Here is a 21,595-nt window from a genome sequence, read left to right as displayed (position 1 = left end):
CGCCATGGACGAAACCGACGCCTTCTTCACACACAGCATCGTGGGTGCGCCCTTCTCGGTGCTGCTGGGACGCCGTCAAGGCGCCTCGAACGCGTCGACACAAGGACTGGAAGTGTCGCTCGCCAAAGGGAGCGTGGGCCTGAGCGAGGGCTGGCGGAGCTGGGCCGTGCTCGACCACCTCGACACGCCGGCGGGAACACCCCGCCGCAGACCCAAGCGCCTGCGCCGCTGGCTGGAGCGCCACTCACTGATCATCGCCCTGCTGGGCTTGCTGATGTTGCTGGGCAGCGCGGTTTTCTGGGCCATCGTGTGGCTGCCCTCTTCCGGCTGGGTGCCGGCCGCCTGGATGGAGCGCTGGCCATGGAACTGAACACACCGCAGGACACGCTGACCATCGACCCGGTGGCGATGAACGTGGTCAACCGCGTGGCGGTGGGTGGCAGGCTGCACGGCGAACTGGAATTCAACGGCGGGCTGCTGGCGCAGGGTGAGGTGTCGGGTCACATCCGCGTGAATGGCCCACTGATCATCTGGACCGGCGCCGTGGTGCGCGGACGCATCCGCGTGCTGGGCGATCTGTACCTGTTTGGCCACCTGGGCGCTGTCGGCGGCAGCGCGGTGGAGACCAGCCTGGAATGCCAAGGCATGGCCTACGTGGCCAGGAGCGGGGTGTCCACCGGCTCGCTCGCGGCGCGGCGGATGCAACTCTACGAAGGGGCGAGCCTGCGGGGCCCTTTCAAGACCCTGGGACCCGGGGACAACCTGCCGGTGTTGAACGACGTGTTGCCCGACCCCTCGGCGGGCTGATCAGCGTAGGTTCAGCCCTTCTGGGCTTCGTAGGCGGCCATGCCGTCGACGATTTCCTTGTGGGCGGCGTCCTTGCCTTCCCAGCCGATCACCTTGACCCACTTGCCCGGCTCCAGGTCCTTGTAGTGTTCGAAGAAGTGCTGGATGGTGTTCAGGCGCATTGGGTTCAGGTCTTCGGGCTTCTGCCACTGGGTGTAGATGGACAGGATCTTGTCGATCGGCACCGCCAGCACCTTGCCGTCTTCACCGGCTTCGTCCTGCATTTTCAGGATGCCGATGGCGCGGCAGGGCACCACGACACCGGGAATCAGCGGCACGGGTGTGATCACGAGCACGTCGACCGGATCACCGTCGCCCGAGATGGTCTTGGGCACGTAGCCGTAGTTCGTCGGGTAGTGCATGGCCGTGCTCATGAAACGGTCCACGAAGATCGCGCCGGTTTCCTTGTCCACCTCGTACTTGATCGGGTCGGCGTTCATCGGGATTTCGATGATCACGTTGAAGGATTCGGGCACGTTCTTGCCAGCGGTGACGTTGTCGAGGGACATGTTGTTGGAGGAGGTTGGTTGAAAACTGAAGCAGCCGGTGCAGGCCCGCTGCCTTCTGGAGAGGCATCTGGCGTGTCTCATGCGATCTGCACGCCTAGGATTTACCCTGATTTTACTGATTCGAAGCTGACTTACCGGCCCACTTTCACATGCACACCGTGAATTGCCGCTAAATTCGCCGTGTTGGCCAATCGCCCTGTTTCAACGCTGTGCAACGCAGCGCAACCGGCAGCGAGGAAGCAACGCAGCGGGGGCACCCCGGAGGCGTTGCCCCTTCCAAGTCGAAACAACGAGGAGCGATTCAATGGTTGGTCAATCAGCGCTGATATTCGTGTTGGTCTGTGGGCTTGTGGCCGTGGCGTACGGCTTCTGGTCGCGCAGCTGGATTCTTTCGCAGGACGCGGGCAACGCCCGCATGCAGGAAATTGCCGGGGCGATTCAAACAGGTGCTGCGGCGTACCTCGCCCGGCAGTACAAAACGATCACGATCGTGGGCGTGGTGCTCGCGGTCCTCATTGGTCTTTTCCTGGATGGGCTGAGCGCCATCGGTTTTGTGCTGGGCGCGGTGCTCTCCGGGGCGTGCGGCTTCATCGGCATGAACATCTCGGTGCGCGCCAATGTGCGCACTGCGCAAGCCGCCACCAAGGGCATTGGCCCGGCACTCGACGTGGCCTTCCGCGGCGGCGCCATCACCGGCATGCTGGTGGTCGGCCTGGGCTTGCTGGGTGTGGCCGGCTTTTTCTGGTTTCTGGTGGGCAATGGCAACCTGACGCCGGTGAAGAGCCTGGCCACGCTGCTCAACCCCTTGATCGGCTTTGCCTTCGGTTCATCACTGATTTCCATCTTTGCGCGCCTGGGCGGCGGCATCTTCACCAAGGGCGCCGACGTGGGCGCCGACCTGGTGGGCAAGGTGGAAGCGGGCATTCCCGAAGACGACCCACGCAACCCGGCCGTGATTGCGGACAACGTGGGTGACAACGTGGGCGACTGCGCCGGCATGGCGGCCGATCTGTTCGAGACCTACGCGGTCACGCTGATCGCCACCATGGTGCTCGGCGCGCTGATGGTTGCGGCCGCACCCATGCAGGCGGTGCTTTACCCGCTGGTGCTCGGTGGCGTGTCCATCCTCGCGTCGATCGTGGGCTGCTTCTTCGTGAAGGCCAGCCCGGGCATGAAGAACGTGATGCCGGCGCTCTACAAGGGCCTGGCCATTGCCGGCGTGTTGTCGCTGATCGCCTTCTGGTTCGTCACCGCCTGGATCATGCCGGACAACGCCATCACCGCCACCGGCAGCCAGTTGCGCCTGTTCGGTGCCTGCGCAGTTGGTTTGCTGCTGACCGCCGCACTGGTCTGGATCACCGAGTTCTACACCGGCACGCAGTACTCGCCGGTCAAACACATTGCGCAAGCCTCCACCACCGGCCACGGCACCAACATCATTGCCGGCCTGGGCGTGTCCATGCGCTCCACCGCCTGGCCGGTGCTGTTCGTGTGCATGGCCATCGTTGCTGCCTACCAACTCGCCGGCCTCTACGGCATTGCCACCGCCGCCACCGCCATGCTGAGCATGGCCGGCATCGTGGTCGCGCTCGACGCTTACGGGCCCATCACCGACAACGCCGGCGGCATCGCCGAGATGGCCGAGCTGCCCAGCAGCGTGCGCGATGTGACCGACCCGCTGGACGCCGTGGGCAACACCACCAAGGCGGTGACCAAGGGCTACGCCATCGGATCGGCCGGTCTGGCCGCGTTGGTGCTGTTTGCGGACTACACCCACAAGCTGGAAACCTACGGTCACCAGGTCAGCTTCGATCTGAGCGACCCGATGGTGATCGTCGGCCTGTTCATCGGCGGCATGATCCCCTACCTGTTCGGTGCCATGGCCATGGAAGCCGTGGGCCGCGCCGCGGGTGCGGTGGTGGTGGAAGTGCGCCGCCAGTTCAAGGAGATCCCCGGCATCATGGAAGGCACGGCCAAGCCCGAGTACGGCCGCGCGGTCGACATGTTGACCACCGCCGCCATCAAGGAAATGGTGATTCCGTCGCTGCTGCCGGTCGTGGTGCCGATTCTGGTGGGCGTGTTCCTCGGCCCCAAGGCACTGGGTGGTTTGCTCATGGGCACCATCGTCACCGGCCTCTTCGTGGCCATCTCCATGTGCACCGGCGGCGGTGCCTGGGACAACGCCAAGAAGTACATCGAAGACGGCCACCACGGCGGCAAGGGCAGTGAGGCACACAAAGCCGCCGTGACCGGCGACACCGTGGGCGACCCCTACAAGGACACCGCCGGCCCGGCCGTGAACCCGCTGATCAAGATCATCAACATCGTGGCGCTGCTGATCGTGCCGCTGCTGCCGATGGCGGCCTGATCCCGGCCTGCTCGGTTCAAACGGCTCGCTTCGGCGGGCCGTTTTTCTTTTTGACGGCCTCAGCTGGAGCGCTCGCGAGCAGGCGCACCACCGCGCTGGCACTTGACGTGAGCCGCTCCAGTTGCGCGGCGTCGCCCCGCTCGATGGCCTGCAACACCAGTTCGTGGATGCCTCCCACGGCCGCCATCGCCATGGTGGGCGTGAGCACCGATTCCTGCGCGTTGATCGTCTCCAGCATGTAGTCGGCCAGGTGCTGCATCACTTCGCGGCGCACGGTCGCACCGGCGGGGCCGAGGTGGTGGATTTCAACGAACAGCATGCGGATGAGTTGCGGCCCGGCCGCGAGGTGCGCGAGGTAAGCGCCCAGTGCGTGCTCCACCTGGTCTTGCCAGGGCCGCCCGGGCTGCACCGACTCGCGCAGCGTGCGCAGGGCCGAGGCGCTGGCGGCTCGGTAGAGCTCGAGAAAGCACGCATCCTTGTCGGGAAAGTGCTCGTAGAAGGTGCGCTTGGACACCCCTGCTGCGGCCACCACCGCGGCAATGGAGGTGGCCGCGAGCCCTTGCTCGGCAGCCACGCGTGCCATGGCCTGCAGCAGGCGCGCCCGGTGTTCGGTCGAGGCGTCATGGGCGCCGGGGGTGTTCTTCAACTTCATGTGCCGCAATCTTAGGCGCTCAGCCTTGACAGACGTCGCGTCGGCGCGCAATATCGACGCTCTTGGTACCGTCCCGTACCAACTCGCTCACACCATCCCATCCTGCCCCATGACCACCCTCACCGTCCGCCGACTGCTGATCGATCTGGAACAACCAGTGGCGCGCCACTGGTGCGCCAACGACCCGTTTCTCACCGCGTGGTTCAACGCCCTGTCGATGAGTTTTCCGGTCGGTGAGCAGTTTTTCCTGGACTCGGTGCGCCACGGCGCCAAAGGCCTGCCGCCAGAGCAGCAGGCCGCATGGCAAGCCGAGGTGCAGGGGTTCGTGGGCCAGGAGGCCACGCACCGCCGCATCCACGCCTTGTTCAATGCGCAGATCGAACAGCACGGGCTGGTGAACCACTGGGGGCCACGCATCGAGAAACGCATGAAGGTGCTCGATGGCGCCGACCCGCGCCACCACCTGGCCATCACCGCCGCCAACGAACACTTCACCGCCCTGTTCGCCGAGTGGATGCTCTCGCACGCCGACGTTTTCAAGGACACCGAGCCGCGCCTGAAGAACCTCTGGCTCTGGCACAGCGCCGAAGAAGCCGAGCACAAATGCACTGCGTTCGACCTCTACCAGGCCCTGGGTGGCAGCCACAGCTGGCGCGTGAGGTGGATGCGCCGCGTCACCGTGTTCTTCCTCACCGATGCCATGCGCCAGACGGTGCACAACCTGCACAAGGACGGCACCTTGTGGCAGTGGTCCACCTGGCGCAGCGCGGCCCGCCATTTGCTCGGGCGCGACGGTCTGCTCAGCAGCAGCTTCAAACCCTGGCGCGCGTATTTCCGGCCCGATTTCCACCCCAACCAGCAGTCGAGCGAACTCTCGAGCAACTGGCTCGACAACAACGCCGGGCAGTACACGCGCGTTGGGGCGGGTTGAGCCCACGGCCCCCGCGCTACCCCGAGGGGTGTCGCCGATAATGGAGACATGTCCGAACGTGTCATTCCCCTGATCGATCAGCGCCTCGTCAACACCGTGGCGCGCATCCCTTCCACACCGGTGGCACCCACAGGCCTGCTCGGCGATGCGCTGGGCCGCCCGCTGCGCGACCTGCGCATCAGCGTGACCGACCGATGCAACTTCCGCTGCAGCTATTGCATGCCCAAGGAAATCTTCGACAAGGACTATGCCTACCTGCCGCACAGCTCGTTGTTGACCTTCGAGGAAATCACCCGTGTGGCCACCCAGTTCGTGGCACACGGCGTGCAGAAGATCCGCCTCACGGGTGGTGAGCCGCTGCTGCGCAAGAACCTGGAAATCCTGATCGAACAACTGGCGGCGTTGCGCACCCTTGAGGGACAGCCGCTCGACATCACGCTCACCACCAACGGCTCGCTGCTCAAGCGCAAGGCTGCAGCGCTCAAGGCCGCGGGCCTTCAGCGTGTGACCGTGAGCCTGGACGCACTGGACGACACCATCTTCCGCGCCATGAACGACGTGGACTTTCCCGTGGTCGATGTGCTGGAGGGCATTGAGGCCGCGCAGGCCGCGGGCCTGGGGCCGATCAAGGTCAACATGGTGGTCAAGCGCGGCACCAACGACCATCAAATCCTGCCGATGGCGCGCCATTTCAAAGGCACGGGCATCGTGTTGCGCTTCATCGAATACATGGACGTGGGCGCCACCAACGGGTGGCGCATGGACGAGGTGCTGCCGAGCGCCGAGGTGGTGCAGCGCATCCACCGTGAGATCCCCCTGGTGCAACTCGGTGCGGCTGCGCCGGGCGAGACCGCCGAGCGCTGGGGCTATGCCGACGGCTCTGGCGAAATCGGCGTGATCAGCAGCGTGACCCAGGCCTTCTGCAGCGACTGCAACCGCGCGCGCCTGTCCACCGAAGGCCAGCTCTATCTGTGCCTCTTCGCCAGCCAGGGCCACGACCTGCGCCCGCTCATTCGCGGCGGCGCCACCGACGAACAACTGGCCGGTGCGATCGCGGCCATCTGGCAGGGGCGCAGCGACCGGTACTCGGAACTGCGCGCCAGCCTTCCCCCCGACTCCTCCACCGGAACCCGACGCGTCGAGATGAGCTACATCGGCGGTTGATCAAATGCCCCCCTGCGCCGCTTCGCGTCTTCCCCCCGGGAGGACCACGCCTGTGGCCCGGCAAAGCCGGTTCCACGGCGTGTGCCGGGCAAGACACCACTTTGATCGGAACGACTTTTGATCCACACCAACGAAATCACAGGCTTGGTCCTGGCCGGGGGCCGCGGCTCCCGCATGGGCGGGCTCGACAAGGGCCTGCAGAACTTCAACGGCACGCCGCTGGCGCTGCACACGGTCTTGCGCCTGCAGATGCAGGAAGGCGAGCTGGTGGGCGAACTCATGCTCAACGCCAACCGCAACCTGGCCGCCTATGAAGCGTTTGGTGCGCCGGTGTGGCCCGACACCATGAGCGACTTCGCCGGACCCTTGGCGGGCTTCATGACCGGTCTGGAGCGCTGCGAGACGCCCTACATGCTCACCGTGCCTTGCGACACACCGCTGTTCCCGTTCGACCTCGCCCGGCGACTGGCCAAGGCTTTTGATGACGAGGGCACCGAGATCGCCATGGCGGCTGCGCTGGAAGAGGATGGACAGTTGCGCCCGCAGCCTGTGTTCTGCCTGATGCGCGTCGAGTTGCTGGAGAGCCTGGTGGCCTTCACGCAGGCTGGTGGTCGCAAGATCGACAAATGGACCGCGCAGCACAAGACCGTGATCGTGCCGTTCAACCAGCCCGGCGACGACCCACGCGCCTTCCACAACACCAACACCCTGGCCGAACTGCACACGCTGGAAAAAGGCTGACGCCATGAAGACGATCGAACAGATCGCGGCCAAACTGCAGGGCTACGACCCACAGGCCCTGAGCGCCGACCGCGTCAACGAATTCCTGGCCCAACTGGTGCAGCCCGTCACCGCCACCGAAGAAGTGGGCGTGTTCGACGCACTCGACCGCGTGCTGGCCGTGGATGTGACCTCACCCATCAGCGTGCCACCCCACGACAACTCGGCCATGGACGGCTTCGCGTTCGACAGTGCGCTGCTTCAACCTGGCCAGACTCTGAAGCTGCGCGTTGCCGGCACGGCCTTCGCCGGCAAGGCCTGGGCGGGCTCCCTGCAAGCCGACCAGTGCCTGAAGATCATGACCGGCGCCATCATGCCGGCCGCGCTCGACACCGTGGTGCCACTGGAGTTTGTCAAAGTTGATGGCGACATGGTCGAGATACCTCCCCGTGTGGTGAAGGCGGGCGACAACCGCCGCCTGCTCGGCGAAGACCTGATGGCCGGACAAGCTGCATTGCGCAAAGGTCAAACCCTCGGCCCCGCCGCGCTCGGCCTGATCGCCAGCCTGGGCTTGCCCACGGTCACCGTGTTCCGCCGTATCAAGGTGGCCTACTTCTCCACCGGTGACGAGATCCTGACGCTGGGCGAGCCGATCCGCGAAGGCGCGGTGTTCGACAGCAACCGCTACACCGTCTTTGGTCTGCTCAAGCGAATGGGTGTGGACGTGATCGACATGGGCGTGGTGCGCGACGAACCCGCCTTGCTCGAAGCCGCCTTCCGCAGCGCTGCGCAACAGGCCGACGCGATCATCACCAGCGGCGGCGTGAGCATGGGCGAGGCCGACCACACCAAGGCCATGATGAAGCAACTGGGCGACGTGGCCTTCTGGCGCATCGCCATGCGACCCGGGCGTCCCATGGCGGTGGGCCGCATCACGGAGAACGGGAAGTCGTCGGTTCTTTTTGGACTGCCCGGCAATCCGGTGGCGGTGATGGTCACCTTCCTCGCGTTCGTGCGCCCTGCCCTGCAACGGCTCATGGGCGGCACGGCCACGCCGCCGGTGTTGTTGCAGGCGCACTCGCTCGAGCCACTGCGCAAGAAGCCCGGGCGCACCGAATACCAGCGCGGCACCGTCAGCCGTGCGGCCGACGGTTCGCTCGCGGTCCGCACAACCGGCAATCAGGGCTCGGGGGTTTTGAGCTCCATGGTGGAGGCCAATGGTCTGATCGTCCTGCACCACGCTCAAGGCAACGTTGCTGTTGGCGACGCGGTGGATGTGATGATGTTTTCCGGGGTGGTCTGAGTCTTCTCCCACCTGTGGTTGCGGTCATCGTCGACCCTGGGGCGCTTGGCGGAACTCACTCACGAGCCCTCGAAAACCTCACTTGGCAGGCACAGCCTCAACATGCCCATCCACAGGCACAGGAGGTTGATGCGACTTCATGCGCGACAACAGCGAATACATGGTCGGCACCACAAAGATGGTGAGCAAGGTGCCCACGCTCATGCCACCCACGATCACCCAGCCGATCTGCTGACGGCTCTCGGCACCCGCGCCGCTGGCCAGCGCCAACGGTATCGCGCCCAGCACCATGGCGCCAGTGGTCATGAGGATGGGGCGCAAACGCAGCGCCGCCGAGCGCTTCACCGCCTCCAGTTTCTCCACACCCTGCTCGCGCAACTGGTTGGCGAACTCCACGATCAGGATGCCGTGCTTGGTGATCAGACCCACCAGCGTGATCAGTCCGATCTGGCTGAACACGTTGAGCGTGCCTCCGGTGAACTTGAGCGCCAGCAAGGCCCCCAGCATGGACAACGGCACGCTGAGCATGATGATGAAAGGATCCACAAAACTCTCGAACTGGGCTGCGAGCACCAGGTAGATGAACAGCAGCGACAGCACGAACACGATCGCGAGTGAGCCGGACGAATTGCGGAACTCGCGGCTCTGGCCGTTGAGGTCGGTCGTGTAGCCCGCGGGAAGCAGCTCGCGCGCCGTGGCGTCCATGAAGTCCAGCGCCTCGCCCATCGAGTACTCGGGCGACAGGTTGGACGTGATGGAGGCGCTGCGGCGCTGGCCGAAGTGGTTGAGCTCGCGCGGCACCACCACCTCGCGCGTGGTCACCAGCGAGGCCAGCGGGATCATGGCGTCGCCACGACCTCGCACGAAGAGGCGGTCGATGTCTTCGGGCGTGCTGCGGTTGGCCGAGACCATCTGCACCACCACGTCGTACTGTTCACCATCGCGCTTGTAGCGCGTCACGGTGCGCCCACCCAGCATGGTTTCCACTGTTCGGGCGATGGCGTCCACCGTCACACCCATGTCGGCTGCTCGCTCGCGGTCCACGTCCATGCGGATTTCGGGTTTGTTCAGGCGCAGGTCGGTGTCCACCTGCACAAAGCCCGGGTTCTGCGCAAGCTTGTCCTGGAACTGGCGCACCACGCGCGAGAGGTTTTCATAGCTGTCGCCGGTCACGATCACATAGTTGATCGGCCGCTCGCGAAAGCCCTGGCCCAGCGAAGGTGGCGTGATGGGAAACGCGCTGATGCCGGGCAAGGCGGCAATCCTGGGGGCGAGTTCGCGGGCGATGTCCATGGTCGTGCGGTCCCGCTCTTCCCACGACTTGCCACGCATGATCACACTGCCCTGCGCCACCGAGGGGTTGCCCACGATGGTGAAGATGCGCTCGAACTCGGGGATGTCCTGGCCCATGCGTTCGATGGCTTCGGCGTACTTGCGGGTGTAGGCCAGCGTGGCGCCGTCGGGCCCGTTGATCGAGGCCAGCACCACGCCACGGTCTTCCATGGGCGCGAGTTCCTGGCGCGTGCTCTGCAGCAGCAACCAGCTGCCGGCCGCACTGGCCAGCATCACCGCCACCACCAGCCATCGCACGGTCAGCGTCCATCCCAGCAGTCGGGTGTAGCCGTCGCTCAGCGCGGTGAGGCGGCGCTCCATGAAGCTGTCGAAACGTCCCGGGCTGGGGTTGTGCCTGAGCAGCTTGGAACACATCATCGGCGAGAGCGTGAGCGCAACGAAGCCCGACACCACGACCGCACCCGCCAGCGCCAGCGCAAACTCGGCAAACAGCCGACCGGTGCGCCCGGGCGTGAAGGCCAGCGGCGCGTACACCGCGGCCAGGGTCAGCGTCATGGCCACCACGGCAAAACCGATCTCGCGCGCGCCCTTGATGGCGGCCTCGAAGGGTTTCATGCCCTCTTCGATGTGGCGGTAAATGTTCTCCAGCACCACGATGGAGTCGTCCACCACCAGGCCAATGGCCAGCACCAGCGCCAGCAGCGTGAGCGTGTTGATCGAAAAGCCGAACAGCGCCATCAGCGCGAAGCAGCCGATCAGACTGACCGGGATGGTCACCAAGGGAATGATGGACGCCCGAAACGTCCGCAGGAACACGAAGATCACCAGCGCCACCAGCACCGCGGCCTCCGCGATGGTGGTGTACACGGCCTTGATCGAGCGATCGATGAAGATCGAGTTGTCGTTGGCCACTTCCACCTGCACGCCTTCGGGGAGGTCGGCCACGATGCGCGGCAGCATGGCCTGCACGCCGGCCGACAACTCCAGCGGGTTGGCGGTGGACTGGCGGATCACGCCCAGCGAAATGGCCTCGCGCCCGTTGTAGCGCACCGAAGTGCGCTCGTTTTGTGGCGCCTGCTCGACGCGGGCCACATCGCCGATGCGGATGGTCTGGCCGTTCACGGTGCGCACGCCGATCTCTCGAAACTGCTCCGGCGTCTGCAGGTCGGTCGCCGCGGTCACATTGAATTCGCGCTGCGCACTCTCGATGCGGCCGGCCGGCACCTCGAGGTTGGAGCGGCGCAAGGCATCTTCCACGTCCTGCACGGTCAGGTTGTAGGCGGCCAGCCGGTCGGCATCGAGCCAGATGCGCATGGAGTAACGCCGCTCGCCGAAAATGCGCACGTCCGCAGCACCCGGCGCCGTTTGCAGGCGCGGTTTGACCACCCGGTTGGCCAGGTCGCTGAGTTCCAGCGAGGTCATGGCGTCGGAGGTGAGCGCGAGCCAGATCACCGGCTGCGCATCGGCCTCCACCTTGGCGATCACCGGTTCGTCCACATCCTGCGGCAGGCGCTGGCGCACGCGGCTGACCTTGTCGCGCACGTCGGCCGCGGCCGAGTCGGGGTCGCGCTCCAGCTTGAAGCGCACCGTGATCTGGCTCTGCTCCTGGCGGCTGATGGACGTGATGATGTCCACCCCCTCGATGCCCGCGAGCGAGTCTTCCAGCACCTTGGTGACCTGGGTTTCAATGACTTCACTGGACGCTCCGCCAAACGTCGTGCTCACCGTGACGTTGGGCTCGTCGATGCGCGGGTACTCGCGCACGGTCAGGCCGTTGAAGGCGACAAACCCCACCAGCAGGATCAGCAGCGACAACACGGTCGCAAACACCGGACGCCGGATGGAAATTTCAGGCAGTTGCATGGGGTGTCCCTCGGCTCAGGGTGTCAGGGCGTGGCGGGCTTGGGCGCCGGTGCGGCGACATCGTTGGTGCTGGCCATGTTGACCACGCGCACCGCGGTGCCGTCGCGCTGCAGGCGCTGCTGGCCGGCCACCACCACCGTGTCGCCCGCGGCCACACCCTTGACGATCTGGACCTCGGCCCCCCGGCGCACACCGGGTTCAACCTCGACGCGGCGCGACACCAGTTTCTTCGCGTCGCCCTGGCCCTGCTCGTCGAGCAGAAACACATACTGCTTGCCACCCTGGGGCACCATGGCCTCTTCGGGCACCACCAGCGCTGCATCGTTCACCGAGAAGACGATCAGCACCCGTGCAAACATGCCTGGGCGCAGGTCGGCGCCCGACGTGCGCGGCATGACCGCACGCACCGAGATCGAGCGCCCGTTGGCATCCAGCAGCGGGTCGACCGCGAGCACCTGCGCCTCGAAGGTCTTGCCCGGCAAGGCGTCGAGCTGCACCTGCACGCCTTGCCCTGAAGCGATGTTGCTCTGGTAACGCTCGGGCAGGCGGAAATCCACCGTCAGCAGCGAGGTGTCTTCCAGGTTCACCAGGTCGTCGCCATCGCCCACAAACTGGCCCAGGTTGATGCTGCGCAGGCCGACGGTGCCGTTGAACGGTGCGGTGATGCGCATGCGCTGCATGCGCGCCGTGGCCAGTGCCACTTGCGCTTCAGCCACCTGCAGGTTGGCCTGGCTTTCTTCCACCACCCGCGTGGCCACGAAGTTCTCGGCCACCAGTTCCTGGTTGCGTTTGAGGTTGGCGCGGGCGATCGACAACTGGGCCTGCGCCTGGCTGAGCTCGGCGCGCTGCAAGGTGTCATCGAGCTGCACCAGCAACTGTCCGGCCTTGACCTGCGCACCGTCGGCAAACGCGATGCGGGCCACACGGCCGCTCACCTCGGGTTTGAGGGTGACACTCTGGCGCGAGCGCAGCGTGCCCACCGCCTGGGCATCGTCCTGCAGCCGAACAGCCTTGACCCGGGTGACCTCGACGCCAGGCGTATTGCCACCGGCTCGCGCGCCCCCGGTGGGAGCGGCGCCCGCCGTTGCGGTGGGCGCTGCGGGCTTGTTCTGCAGCCACCAGGCCGCGCCGGACGCCAGGCCGATGCCTGCGATCGCCACCAGCACATAGATCGATTTCTGGGCCATGGTTGTTTCTGAAGAGGGTCAAACGAGGCATGTGGCAGGCCAGCAATCCACATGCCAGCCCATCGATCGCATGCTCACAATCCGACAATGTAGCAGTGCAGAGCGGGGGTCAGGGCGCGAAGTTCCCTTCGCCCCTCACCCCGGTCGGACCTTCTTCACGAAGGCACGCCCCGGTTGGCCAGGGCGTCCGCGCGCTCGTTGCCCGGGTCGCCGGCATGGCCTTTCACCCAGTGCCATTCGATCTGGTGGATGCCGCCGTGCACCAGCGCGTCCAGCCGCTGCCAGAGGTCGGCGTTCTTCACCGGCTGTTTGGCGGCGGTGGTCCAACCCTTGCGCTTCCAGCCGTGGATCCATTCGGTGATGCCTTTGCGCACGTACTCGCTGTCCAGAAACAGCGACACGCGGCACGGCCGCTTGAGCGCCGTCAGGGCTTCGATCACCGCGGTCAGCTCCATGCGGTTGTTGGTGGTCTCGCGCTCCCCGCCCCAGAGTTCCTTCTCGTGCCCCTCGGACTTCAAAAAAACGCCCCAGCCGCCAGGCCCGGGATTGCCTTTGCAGGCACCGTCGGTGTAGATCACCACATGGTTCAAAACGCTCACTCCAGACAACAATTGAAAGAGAAAAATTTCAGCGCCGGTTGGCCACCGGCACAGGCGCGGGCGACGGGGAGCGCCGGGGCTTCCAGGCCGGACCCAGCAGGCGCATGCCGCGCACGCGCTTGACCGCGACCACAAAGTACACCGCACCGAAAATGGGCCACCAGCGGGCACCGGCGCGGTCCATCCACGCGGTGCGCTGCAGCCACTTGTCGGTCTTCATCGCCGGGCGGTAGCAGCCGTAGCGGTCGGACTCGAGTTCAAAGCTCAACAGCTGGAGCCAGTCGCGCAGACGCCAGGGACCGATGAAGTCGCCCGCATCGGGCAGGAACAGGTTGGAAGCACCCAGCACCGACAAGCCCATGCGCTCGCACAGCCTCGCCCGGCCCTGACGCAGACCCCACAGGCTGCCAGGGTTGAAACCCGAGATGACCACGCGGCCTTCGGGCACCAGCACACGCTCCACCTCGCGCAGCACCTGGTGCGGATCGGCGCTGAGTTCCAGCGTGTGAGGCAGCACCACCAGGTCGAGGCTGGCGGCGGGAAAAGGCAAGGCCGCCGCGTCGGTGATCAGCGCAACCTTCATCGCTTGCAGTGCCTCAGCATCACCGCCGACACGGTTGCCGCCCGGCGCCCAGGCCTCCACCTGCGTGGGCAGCAAGGCCTCGGGCAAAGCCAGCCAGCGGTGCGGCATGCGGTTGGCCTGCAGGGCCTGCAACTCGGGCAGACCAAGTTGCAGCGCGTTGTAGCCAAACAGATCGGCCACCGCCAGGTCGAACTGGGTCTGCTCCCAGCCCAACAGGTACTGGCCTGGCGGGGTCTGGAACCATTCGGTCAAACCTGTCAATTTTTCGGGCATGGGAGGTGTCAAGCGGGCAATGAAACAGGCGAAGTCTGCGACACTGCAAGCCTTCGGGCAAACCCCCGCACTCTACACGCCAGAACCCCTGCGACGCACCCTTCGATCCATGGAACTCTTTCCTCTGCCGGCCTTCAGCGACAACTACATCTGGACCCTCCACAACGGCCAGCGCGCGCTGGTGGTGGACCCCGGCGAGTCCGACGGTGTGCTGGCCTGGCTCGCCCAGCACGGCCTGCAGCTCGACACCATCCTGATCACCCACCACCACGCCGACCACACCGGCGGCGTGGCCGCGCTGCGCGAGGCCACCGGCGCCCGCGTGATCGGCCCGGCGTACGAGCCCATGCCCGAGCCGCTGGAGCGTGTGGGCGCCGGCGAACACGTGGACGTGCTGGGCCTGCGCTTCGAGGTGATCGAGGTGCCGGGCCACACCGCCGGGCACATTGCCTTTTACGCGGCCGAAGCCGAAGGCACACCGTTGCTGTTCTGTGGCGACACGCTGTTTTCGGGTGGTTGCGGCCGCTTGTTTGAAGGCACACCGGCGCAGATGCTGGACTCCCTGACCCGGCTGGCGGCCCTGCCCTCGGACACGCGGGTGTGCTGCACCCACGAGTACACGCTGTCCAACCTCAGGTTCGCGCAGGCCATCGAGCCCGACAACATCGACCTCACCGCTTACACACGGCGCTGCCAGGAGCAGCGTGCACTGAACTTTCCCACCCTGCCCAGCTCCATCGGGCTGGAGAAACGCATCAACCCCTTTCTGCGCACCGCAGAAGCGGCCGTGGTGCGGTCGGCCCGGGCCCACGAGCCGGCCACCACCACCGACGCTGTGTCGGTCTTTGCCACCTTGCGGACCTGGAAAAACAACTTCAAATGACCCAAGCCTGCGCCTCGCCTCCCTGCTCTCTTCCTTCCATCCGCCAGCCACGCTGGCATGTCGCCGCAGCACTTGCCCTTGGCCTTTTTCTCGCCGGTTGCGCCACCGTGGACACCGGCTCGACCGGCGGCCCTTCGTCGGCGGGCGAGCCCGTGTCGAGTGCCCCCAGCGCCCCACGCCTGCCCTCGTACCGCCTGCCGGGCAACATTCCGCTGAGCGACATCGGCGTGGCCGACACCAGCGTGCCGCCGGTGGCGTCGCTCGCCGCACCAGCCGACCTGTGGGAGCGCATTCGCCGTGGCTTCGCCATGACCGACCTGGACAACGACCTCGTGCGCGATCAGGAGCGCTGGTACGCCACGCGCCCCGACTACATCCAGCGCATGACCGAGCGCTCCAGCCGCTACCTGTTCCACATCGTCGAGGAAATCGAGCGCCGCAACATGCCCATGGAGCTGGCACTGCTGCCCTTCATTGAAAGCGCGTTCAATCCACAAGCCGTGTCCAGCGCTCGCGCTGCGGGCATGTGGCAGTTCATGCCCGCCACCGGCCAGTCGTTCGACCTGAAGCAGAACGCCTTCCGCGACGACCGCCGCGATGTGCTGGCTTCCACGCGTGCTGCACTCGACTATTTGCAGCAACTCCACCGCCGCTTTGGCGACTGGCACCTCGCGCTGGCCGCCTACAACTGGGGTCAAGGCAATGTGAACCGCGCGATCACCAACAACCAGCGCCAGGGCCTGCCCACCGGCTACCTGGACATCAACATGCCGCTCGAAACACGCACCTACGTGCCCAAGCTGCAGGCGGTCAAGAACATCATGGCCCGGCCCCAGGCGTACAACGCCACGCTGCCCCTGATCGGCAACCACCCGTTCTTCGACACCGTCACGCTCGACCGCGACATCGATGTGGCCGTGATCGCGCGTCTGGCCGAGGTGAGCGAGGCCGATTTCCGCGCGCTCAACCCATCACTGAAACAGCCGGTGGTGATGGCGTCCGGCACGCCCAATATCCTGCTGCCCTGGGACAACGCGGTCATCTTCCAGAACAAGCTGAGCACCCACACCGGGCCGTTGGCGAGCTGGACCGCCTGGGTTGTGCCCAGCACCATGACGGTGGCGCAGGCCGCCGACCGCGTGGGCATGAGCGAATCCGAATTGCGCGAGGTCAACAACATTCCTCCACGCATGAGCCTGCGCGCGGGCTCCAGCCTGCTGGTGCCGCGCACCGGCCAGCGCAACAGCGATGTGCCGCTGCACGTCGCCGACAACGCCCGGCTCAACCTGGAGCCCGACGTGGTGTTGCGCCGTTCGGTGGTCAAAGCCCGCAAGGGCGACACCCTGGCTCGCCTGGCGCAGCGTTATGGCGTCAGCGCCGTAAGTGTGGCGGGCTGGAACAAACTGGCGGTGAATGCCGCGCTCAAGCCTGGCCAGCAGGTGACGCTGATGCTGCCCAAGCGGGTGTCGTTGGCCTCTGGCGGCTCCAGCTCGAAGAAGCAGGCAGCGACTTCCGGCAACACGCGCAAGGTGGCCAAGAGCGCGAGCAAACCCACCAAGGCAAAGGCCACGGCTGTGGCCAAGAAAAAGTCCACCACCAAGTCGGCTTCATCCAGCAGCGCCAAGACGCGCGTGGCGTCCACCGCCAAGGCCGAAAAGAGGCCTTGATCCAGCGGGCCTCAGGCCCGAAAACGCGCCTTGGCCTTGCGTGCGAACACGTTGGTGTAGGTGGCGAGCAGGTTGAACCGTTCCATCGAGCCAGGCTCGTCGAACTGGGCCACGAGGCGGGCTGCGATCTCCGGCCCTTCCTGAGGCATCACACCATCAGGTGACCACGCCTCGCGCGCCCGGTTGAACGCCGCCACATAGAGCGAGCGATCGCCCTGGAAGAACCGCTCGGGCACCACCTTGATGATGTCGGATGGCCCCGCCGTCTGCAGCCACTTGAGCGCGTGCACCATGGCGTCGGTCATCGACTGGCTGGCGCGCGGAAACTGGCTGAGGAACTCGCTGGTGGCGCACAGGCAGGCCGATGGCATGGGCCCGCCGAACACATCGGCATTGCCGCGCACGCTGCGTGTATCGGCCACCATGCGCAATTCACCCGCCTGCTCCAGCTGCGTGATGGTCGGGTCGGTGTAGCTGATGGCATCAATCGCGCCGTTGCGGAACGCGGAAATGGCGGCCCAGGCATTGGGCATGGCGACAAACTGCACGTCGTTGGTCTTGAGCCCGCCGCGGCTCAAGACCGCGCGCGCCACCCGGTGCGCGGGCGTTCCGAAATCCTGCACACCCACCCGCTTGCCGCGCAGGTCGCGCAGTTCCCGGTAGTGCCCCATGGTTTTGGTCGACACGCCCACCACGATCTGCGGCGTTCGCCCCTGCAACACAAACGACTGCAAGGCCTGGCCCCGCATCTGCCCGGCGATGGTGCTGCTGTAGGTGCCCGACACCGCGTGTGCGGCACCCGAGACGAGCGCCTGCAGGGCCTGCGCTGCATCGGGAAAATCACGCACCTCGACGTCCAGACCCTCGCTGGTGAAATAACCCAGCCGGTCGGCAATGGTCAGGGGCAGGCAGGAGAAATCGAGGCGGTTGTCCACCGCAATCACCAGCTTGGGCGCACTGCGTGGAGCCGGCGCATTGGGTGTGGGCGCCGGCGATGATGCGGGTTGGGCGCGCGCATCCGGCAGCCCCGCCGACAGGGCCATCGCCGCCGCCACTCGCCCCCAATCTCTCCGATTCAACATGCCCGAACATCCTCTCTGTATTGCTTTATGAATACAGAGAGACTAATTTGCGAAGAAACAACCCGCATCGGGACCATTCCCGAGCGGGTTTGTACGGAGCGATTTCAGGGTATTTTTTGCAAGCCGATGTAACGGCTCCAACAGGCGCCGCGCTTCAGGCAAACAGGATGGCGATGTTCGCCACCAGCGCAAGCGTCCACAACACACTGCGCACCGTGGCCAGGTCGGCCACGTACATCATGATGTAGAGCAGGCGCAGCACGATGTAGAGGAAGGCCAGCACGTCCAGCCGCAGCTGCGAGGCGCCGAGCTGGTGCGCAATGATCACCGCGCCGATGAAAAACGGCAGCGCCTCGAAGCTGTTGGCCTGCGCTGCGTTGGCACGGGCGCGCCAGTCGGTCTGTTTGGCGAGCCACTGGCGCGGATGGTGGTTGTCGTAGCCGCCCTTGCTTCTGGGGGTGCCGAACATGCCCCACTTGGCCAGCCCCGCGCACACGATGGGCAACAGCGATGCCACCAGCACGCACCAATAAGCCACGGTCAGTCCCGCCAGTTTCATGGGTTGGTTCTTTCAAGAAAGGGAATCGCTGTGGCTCAGCGCCGATCCACCAGCGCGTGGGCAATGGTGCCCAGATCCACGTATTCGAGCTCACTGCCCACCGGCACGCCGCGCGCCAGCCGCGTCACCTGCACCCCGCGCCCCTTGAGCGCCTGGGCGATCACGTGTGCGGTGGTCTCGCCCTCGGCGGTGAAGTTGGTCGCCAGGATCACCTCACGCACCTCGGACACCCCGGTGGGCGTCTGCGCCGGCGCGTTGATGCGGTCAAACAGCTTCTGCAGGCCGATGTCCTTGGGACCCACGTTGTCCAGCGGGCTGAGTTTGCCCATCAGCACGAAGAACAGGCCCTTGTACGCGCCCGTGCGCTCCATGGCGGCCTGATCGGCCGGCGTTTCCACCACACACAACTGGCTGCGGTCGCGCCGCGGGTCCAGGCAGGTGTGGCAGAGGGTGTCTTCGGTGAAGGTGTGGCACAGCGCGCAGTGCTGCACCGTGGCGGCCGCGTGGTCCAGTGCCCGCGCCAGGGCCAACGCCCCCTCGCGGTCGTGCTGCAGCAAATGAAATGCCATGCGCTGGGCCGACTTGACGCCCACCCCCGGCAGGCGGCGCAACGCCTGAACCAGATGCTCAAGGGAATGGGCTTCGGCCATGCAATGCGGTGGCGATCAGAACGGGAACTTCATGCCACCGGGCAGGCCCGGCATGCCGGCGGTGATCTTGCCCATCTTCTCGGCCGAGGTCTCTTCGGCCTTGCGCACCGCGGCGTTGAAGGCCGCGGCCACCAGGTCTTCGAGCATGTCCTTGTCGTCCGTGAGCAGGCTGGGGTCGATGGTGATGCGCTTGACATCGTGCTTGCAGGTCATGAGCACCTTGACCAGACCGGCACCGGACTCGCCCGTGACTTCAACGAAAGCCAGTTCGTCCTGCGCCTTTTTCAGGTTGTCCTGCATGGCCTGGGCCTGCTTCATGAGGCCGGCGAGTTGTCCTTTGTTGAACATGCTGTGTTTCTTTCTGTGTGGGATGGAATGAGAGAGCTCAGGCGCATACGGCCTTGAGCGTGCCAGGGACGATTCTGCCGCCAAAGTCGCGCATCATGGTTTGCACAAACGGATCGCCCAGGATCTGCGCCTCGGCCTCGCGCTGCAGCCGCTCGGCCTCCAGCGCCAGGCGCCGAGACGGTGAGTCGGACACGGTGCCGATCTCGACCACCAGGCGCACCTGATGCCCGATCGTCTGCAAGGCGGTGGCCAGGCGCTCGCGGCTGTTGCCCTGGTTGAGCGATTCACGCTCCACGCGCAGCACCCAGCGGTCGGTGTCGCGCGCCACCAGTTGCGACTGCAGGCCGAGTTCGCGCACCAGCGCCGAAATCGCCTCGGCGCGCACCAGTTGCATGACGGCATCGAACCAGAAGTCGCCCTCCTCGCTCGGCACGATCGGCGCAAGCCCCGAGGGCGCTGCCGACACGCGGACTTGCGGCTGGTCGGCGCGGCCCGGCTCGCCCGCGTCGCGCACCGGAATCGCCACGGTGCGGCTCGGGGTCGGTGCGGTGTCGGGGATCTCCTCCCACGGCGGGCCGTCGTCGTCGGGCCAGGGTGCCTCGTCCAGCTCGGGTGGTGCCGACGCCGCGCTGGCGGGGGCGGCGACCGGCGCGGATTTTTGCACCGGCGCGGCAACAACGGGAGGCACGACCGGTGCAGGCTTCGGCGCGGATGCCGCCGCAACCGGTGCGTCGGGCGCTGCCGCCGGTGCACTCGCTGGCGCGGCGACAACCGTCGCCGGCGGCCGAGCTTCAGCGACTTTCAGAGTTTTTTTTTCCGCCGCGGCGACCGCCGCGCCCGTGGGCTTGAACGCCAGCAGCCGCAACAGCACCATGGTCAGGCCGGCGTATTCGTCGGGGGCCAGGCCGAGTTCGGCGCGGCCGTGCAGGCACAGGCTGTAGAGCAACTGGGTCTCGTCCGCCGGCAGGCTGCCCGCCAGGCGCTCGATCTCGACCTCGTCGGGATCTTCCAGACCATCGGCCGGCGCGCGACCGGGCACGGCCTGCAGCACCGCCATGCGCTGCAGCACGCCGGTCATGTCTTCCAGCGTGGTGGCGGCGTTCAGGCCGTTGAGGCGCAGGGCGTCGATGGTGTCGACCACCGTCGCGCCATCGGCGCGCGCCAAAGCATCGATCAGCCGCAACACATACGAGCGATCCACCGCGCCGAGCATCTGGCGCACCGTGGACTCCTGCAACTGGCCGCCACCAAAGGCGATGGCCTGGTCGGTGAGCGACAGCGCGTCGCGCATGGAGCCGCGCGCCGCGCGCGATATCAGGCGCAGCGCCTGGGTGTCTGCCTGCACCTGCTCGGCCTGCAGCACCTGCACCAGGTGTTGCTGCACCGTCTCGGGCGCCATCGGGCGCAGGTTGAACTGCAGGCAACGCGACAGCACGGTGACCGGCACTTTTTGCGGGTCGGTCGTGGCCAGCACGAATTTGAGGTACTCGGGCGGTTCTTCCAGCGTCTTCAACATGGCGTTGAACGCCGTGTTGGTCAGCATGTGAACCTCGTCGATCATGAAGACCTTGAAGCGGCCCTGCACCGGCTTGTAGACCGCCTGTTCCAGCAGCGCCTGAACCTCGTCCACGCCGCGGTTGGAGGCGGCGTCGAGTTCGGTGTAGTCCACGAAGCGGCCGCTGTCGATGTCGGTGCAGGCCTGGCACACACCGCAAGGTTCGGCGGTGATGCCGCCCTGCCCGTCCGTGCCCAGGCAGTTGAGCGATTTGGCCAGGATGCGCGAGACGGTGGTCTTGCCCACGCCGCGCGTGCCGGTGAACAGGTAGGCGTGGTGCAGCCGCTGGGTGGTCAGTGCGTTCGAGAGGGCCTGAACCACATGGCCCTGACCCACCATTTCGGTGAAATTGCGCGGGCGGTATTTGCGGGCCAGAACGACATAGGACATGCGGTCGATTCTAAGCGGCGGGTTGTGGGCCCAAGCCCTGCGACACCACAGCGCATCGCCTACAATCACCCTCGACGGGCCTTCCCGCATGGTGAAGCGGCCAACCGGGTCAGGTGGGGAACCAAGCAGCCCTAACTGTGAATCCAGTGCCGGGGTCAAGGCTCGTCACC

Annotated in this window: 20 protein-coding genes and 1 other RNA gene; 10 read left to right on the top strand and 11 right to left on the bottom strand. The window is 66.0% G+C overall.

What is annotated here, in order from left to right; all coding sequences use genetic code 11:
* Window positions 1-4: 4 nt before the first annotated feature.
* Together BSY239_RS07975 and BSY239_RS07970 are read left to right on the top strand one after the other, a co-directional pair.
* Window positions 5-370 (top strand): hypothetical protein, encoded by a 366-nt coding sequence (locus tag BSY239_RS07975; protein ID WP_069046371.1) that lies wholly within the window; start codon window positions 5-7, stop codon window positions 368-370.
* Window positions 361-807, top strand: coding sequence for a bactofilin family protein (locus BSY239_RS07970; protein ID WP_069046370.1), 447 nt, complete (start codon window positions 361-363; stop codon window positions 805-807). The genes BSY239_RS07975 and BSY239_RS07970 overlap by 10 nt, the downstream gene beginning before the upstream one ends.
* A gap of 11 nt (window positions 808-818) precedes the next feature.
* Here BSY239_RS07970 and ppa read toward each other — a convergent pair whose 3' ends face one another.
* The gene (gene ppa / locus BSY239_RS07965) at window positions 819-1,355 is read right to left on the bottom strand and encodes an inorganic diphosphatase (protein ID WP_069046369.1); all 537 of its coding nucleotides are present in this window, start codon (window positions 1,353-1,355) and stop codon (window positions 819-821) included.
* A 304-nt stretch (window positions 1,356-1,659) separates the two neighbouring features.
* Between ppa and BSY239_RS07960 the strand changes: the two genes are divergently transcribed.
* A complete protein-coding gene (locus BSY239_RS07960) occupies window positions 1,660-3,723 on the top strand; it encodes a sodium-translocating pyrophosphatase (RefSeq protein WP_069046368.1) in 2,064 nt (687 codons plus the stop codon).
* A gap of 16 nt (window positions 3,724-3,739) precedes the next feature.
* Here the strand turns inward: BSY239_RS07960 and BSY239_RS07955 are convergent, their stop codons facing one another.
* Complete coding sequence (locus BSY239_RS07955; protein WP_069046367.1) at window positions 3,740-4,375, bottom strand: TetR/AcrR family transcriptional regulator; 636 nt, start codon at window positions 4,373-4,375, stop codon at window positions 3,740-3,742.
* A gap of 109 nt (window positions 4,376-4,484) precedes the next feature.
* Between BSY239_RS07955 and BSY239_RS07950 the strand changes: the two genes are divergently transcribed.
* From BSY239_RS07950 to moeA, 4 genes are all read left to right on the top strand, one after another.
* Window positions 4,485-5,306, top strand: a complete 822-nt coding sequence (locus tag BSY239_RS07950; RefSeq protein WP_069046366.1) for a metal-dependent hydrolase — start codon at window positions 4,485-4,487, stop codon at window positions 5,304-5,306.
* Between the two features lie 48 nt (window positions 5,307-5,354).
* Complete coding sequence (gene moaA, locus BSY239_RS07945) at window positions 5,355-6,470, top strand: GTP 3',8-cyclase MoaA (RefSeq protein WP_069046365.1); 1,116 nt, start codon at window positions 5,355-5,357, stop codon at window positions 6,468-6,470.
* A 117-nt stretch (window positions 6,471-6,587) separates the two neighbouring features.
* The gene (gene mobA, locus BSY239_RS07940; RefSeq protein WP_069046364.1) at window positions 6,588-7,211 is read left to right on the top strand and encodes a molybdenum cofactor guanylyltransferase MobA; all 624 of its coding nucleotides are present in this window, start codon (window positions 6,588-6,590) and stop codon (window positions 7,209-7,211) included.
* 4 nt (window positions 7,212-7,215) lie between these two features.
* Window positions 7,216-8,493: a molybdopterin molybdotransferase MoeA gene (gene moeA / locus BSY239_RS07935; protein ID WP_069046363.1), complete on the top strand. Its 1,278-nt coding sequence runs from the start codon at window positions 7,216-7,218 to the stop codon at window positions 8,491-8,493.
* A gap of 78 nt (window positions 8,494-8,571) precedes the next feature.
* Here moeA and BSY239_RS07930 read toward each other — a convergent pair whose 3' ends face one another.
* From BSY239_RS07930 to BSY239_RS07915, 4 genes are all read right to left on the bottom strand, one after another.
* Window positions 8,572-11,649, bottom strand: a complete 3,078-nt coding sequence (locus BSY239_RS07930) for an efflux RND transporter permease subunit (protein ID WP_069046362.1) — start codon at window positions 11,647-11,649, stop codon at window positions 8,572-8,574.
* A 23-nt stretch (window positions 11,650-11,672) separates the two neighbouring features.
* Window positions 11,673-12,836, bottom strand: a complete 1,164-nt coding sequence (locus BSY239_RS07925; protein ID WP_069046361.1) for an efflux RND transporter periplasmic adaptor subunit — start codon at window positions 12,834-12,836, stop codon at window positions 11,673-11,675.
* A 155-nt stretch (window positions 12,837-12,991) separates the two neighbouring features.
* Entirely contained in the window at window positions 12,992-13,426 is a 435-nt protein-coding gene (gene rnhA / locus BSY239_RS07920) for a ribonuclease HI (RefSeq protein WP_069046360.1), read from the bottom strand.
* 37 nt (window positions 13,427-13,463) lie between these two features.
* Window positions 13,464-14,291, bottom strand: coding sequence for a class I SAM-dependent methyltransferase (locus BSY239_RS07915; RefSeq protein WP_069046359.1), 828 nt, complete (start codon window positions 14,289-14,291; stop codon window positions 13,464-13,466).
* A 109-nt stretch (window positions 14,292-14,400) separates the two neighbouring features.
* Between BSY239_RS07915 and gloB the strand changes: the two genes are divergently transcribed.
* The gene (gene gloB, locus BSY239_RS07910; protein ID WP_069046358.1) at window positions 14,401-15,174 is read left to right on the top strand and encodes a hydroxyacylglutathione hydrolase; all 774 of its coding nucleotides are present in this window, start codon (window positions 14,401-14,403) and stop codon (window positions 15,172-15,174) included.
* The gene (locus BSY239_RS07905) at window positions 15,171-16,841 is read left to right on the top strand and encodes a transglycosylase SLT domain-containing protein (protein ID WP_083239875.1); all 1,671 of its coding nucleotides are present in this window, start codon (window positions 15,171-15,173) and stop codon (window positions 16,839-16,841) included. The genes gloB and BSY239_RS07905 overlap by 4 nt, the downstream gene beginning before the upstream one ends.
* Window positions 16,842-16,852: 11 nt before the next feature.
* Here the strand turns inward: BSY239_RS07905 and BSY239_RS07900 are convergent, their stop codons facing one another.
* The 5 genes from BSY239_RS07900 to dnaX all read right to left on the bottom strand — a co-directional run bounded on the left by BSY239_RS07900 (window position 16,853) and on the right by dnaX (window position 21,425).
* Window positions 16,853-17,884 carry an ABC transporter substrate-binding protein gene (locus BSY239_RS07900; protein ID WP_236944159.1) on the bottom strand — a complete coding sequence of 344 codons (1,032 nt, stop codon included), beginning with the start codon at window positions 17,882-17,884 and terminating at the stop codon, window positions 16,853-16,855.
* Window positions 17,885-18,077: 193 nt separating this feature from the next.
* A complete protein-coding gene (locus BSY239_RS07895; protein ID WP_069046356.1) occupies window positions 18,078-18,482 on the bottom strand; it encodes an MAPEG family protein in 405 nt (134 codons plus the stop codon).
* 35 nt (window positions 18,483-18,517) lie between these two features.
* On the bottom strand, window positions 18,518-19,132 hold the full coding sequence (gene recR, locus BSY239_RS07890; RefSeq protein ID WP_069046355.1) for a recombination mediator RecR: 615 nt from the start codon (window positions 19,130-19,132) through the stop codon (window positions 18,518-18,520).
* A 15-nt stretch (window positions 19,133-19,147) separates the two neighbouring features.
* Window positions 19,148-19,480, bottom strand: a complete 333-nt coding sequence (locus BSY239_RS07885; RefSeq protein ID WP_056274724.1) for a YbaB/EbfC family nucleoid-associated protein — start codon at window positions 19,478-19,480, stop codon at window positions 19,148-19,150.
* A gap of 37 nt (window positions 19,481-19,517) precedes the next feature.
* On the bottom strand, window positions 19,518-21,425 hold the full coding sequence (dnaX, locus tag BSY239_RS07880; protein ID WP_069046354.1) for a DNA polymerase III subunit gamma/tau: 1,908 nt from the start codon (window positions 21,423-21,425) through the stop codon (window positions 19,518-19,520).
* 73 nt (window positions 21,426-21,498) lie between these two features.
* Between dnaX and ffs the strand changes: the two genes are divergently transcribed.
* Window positions 21,499-21,595, top strand: an RNA gene (gene ffs / locus BSY239_RS07875) — signal recognition particle sRNA small type.

Source organism: Hydrogenophaga sp. RAC07 (assembly GCF_001713375.1).
In the GTDB taxonomy this organism is placed as follows: domain Bacteria; phylum Pseudomonadota; class Gammaproteobacteria; order Burkholderiales; family Burkholderiaceae_C; genus Hydrogenophaga.
This window is presented reverse-complemented; position numbering and strand designations above follow the sequence as displayed.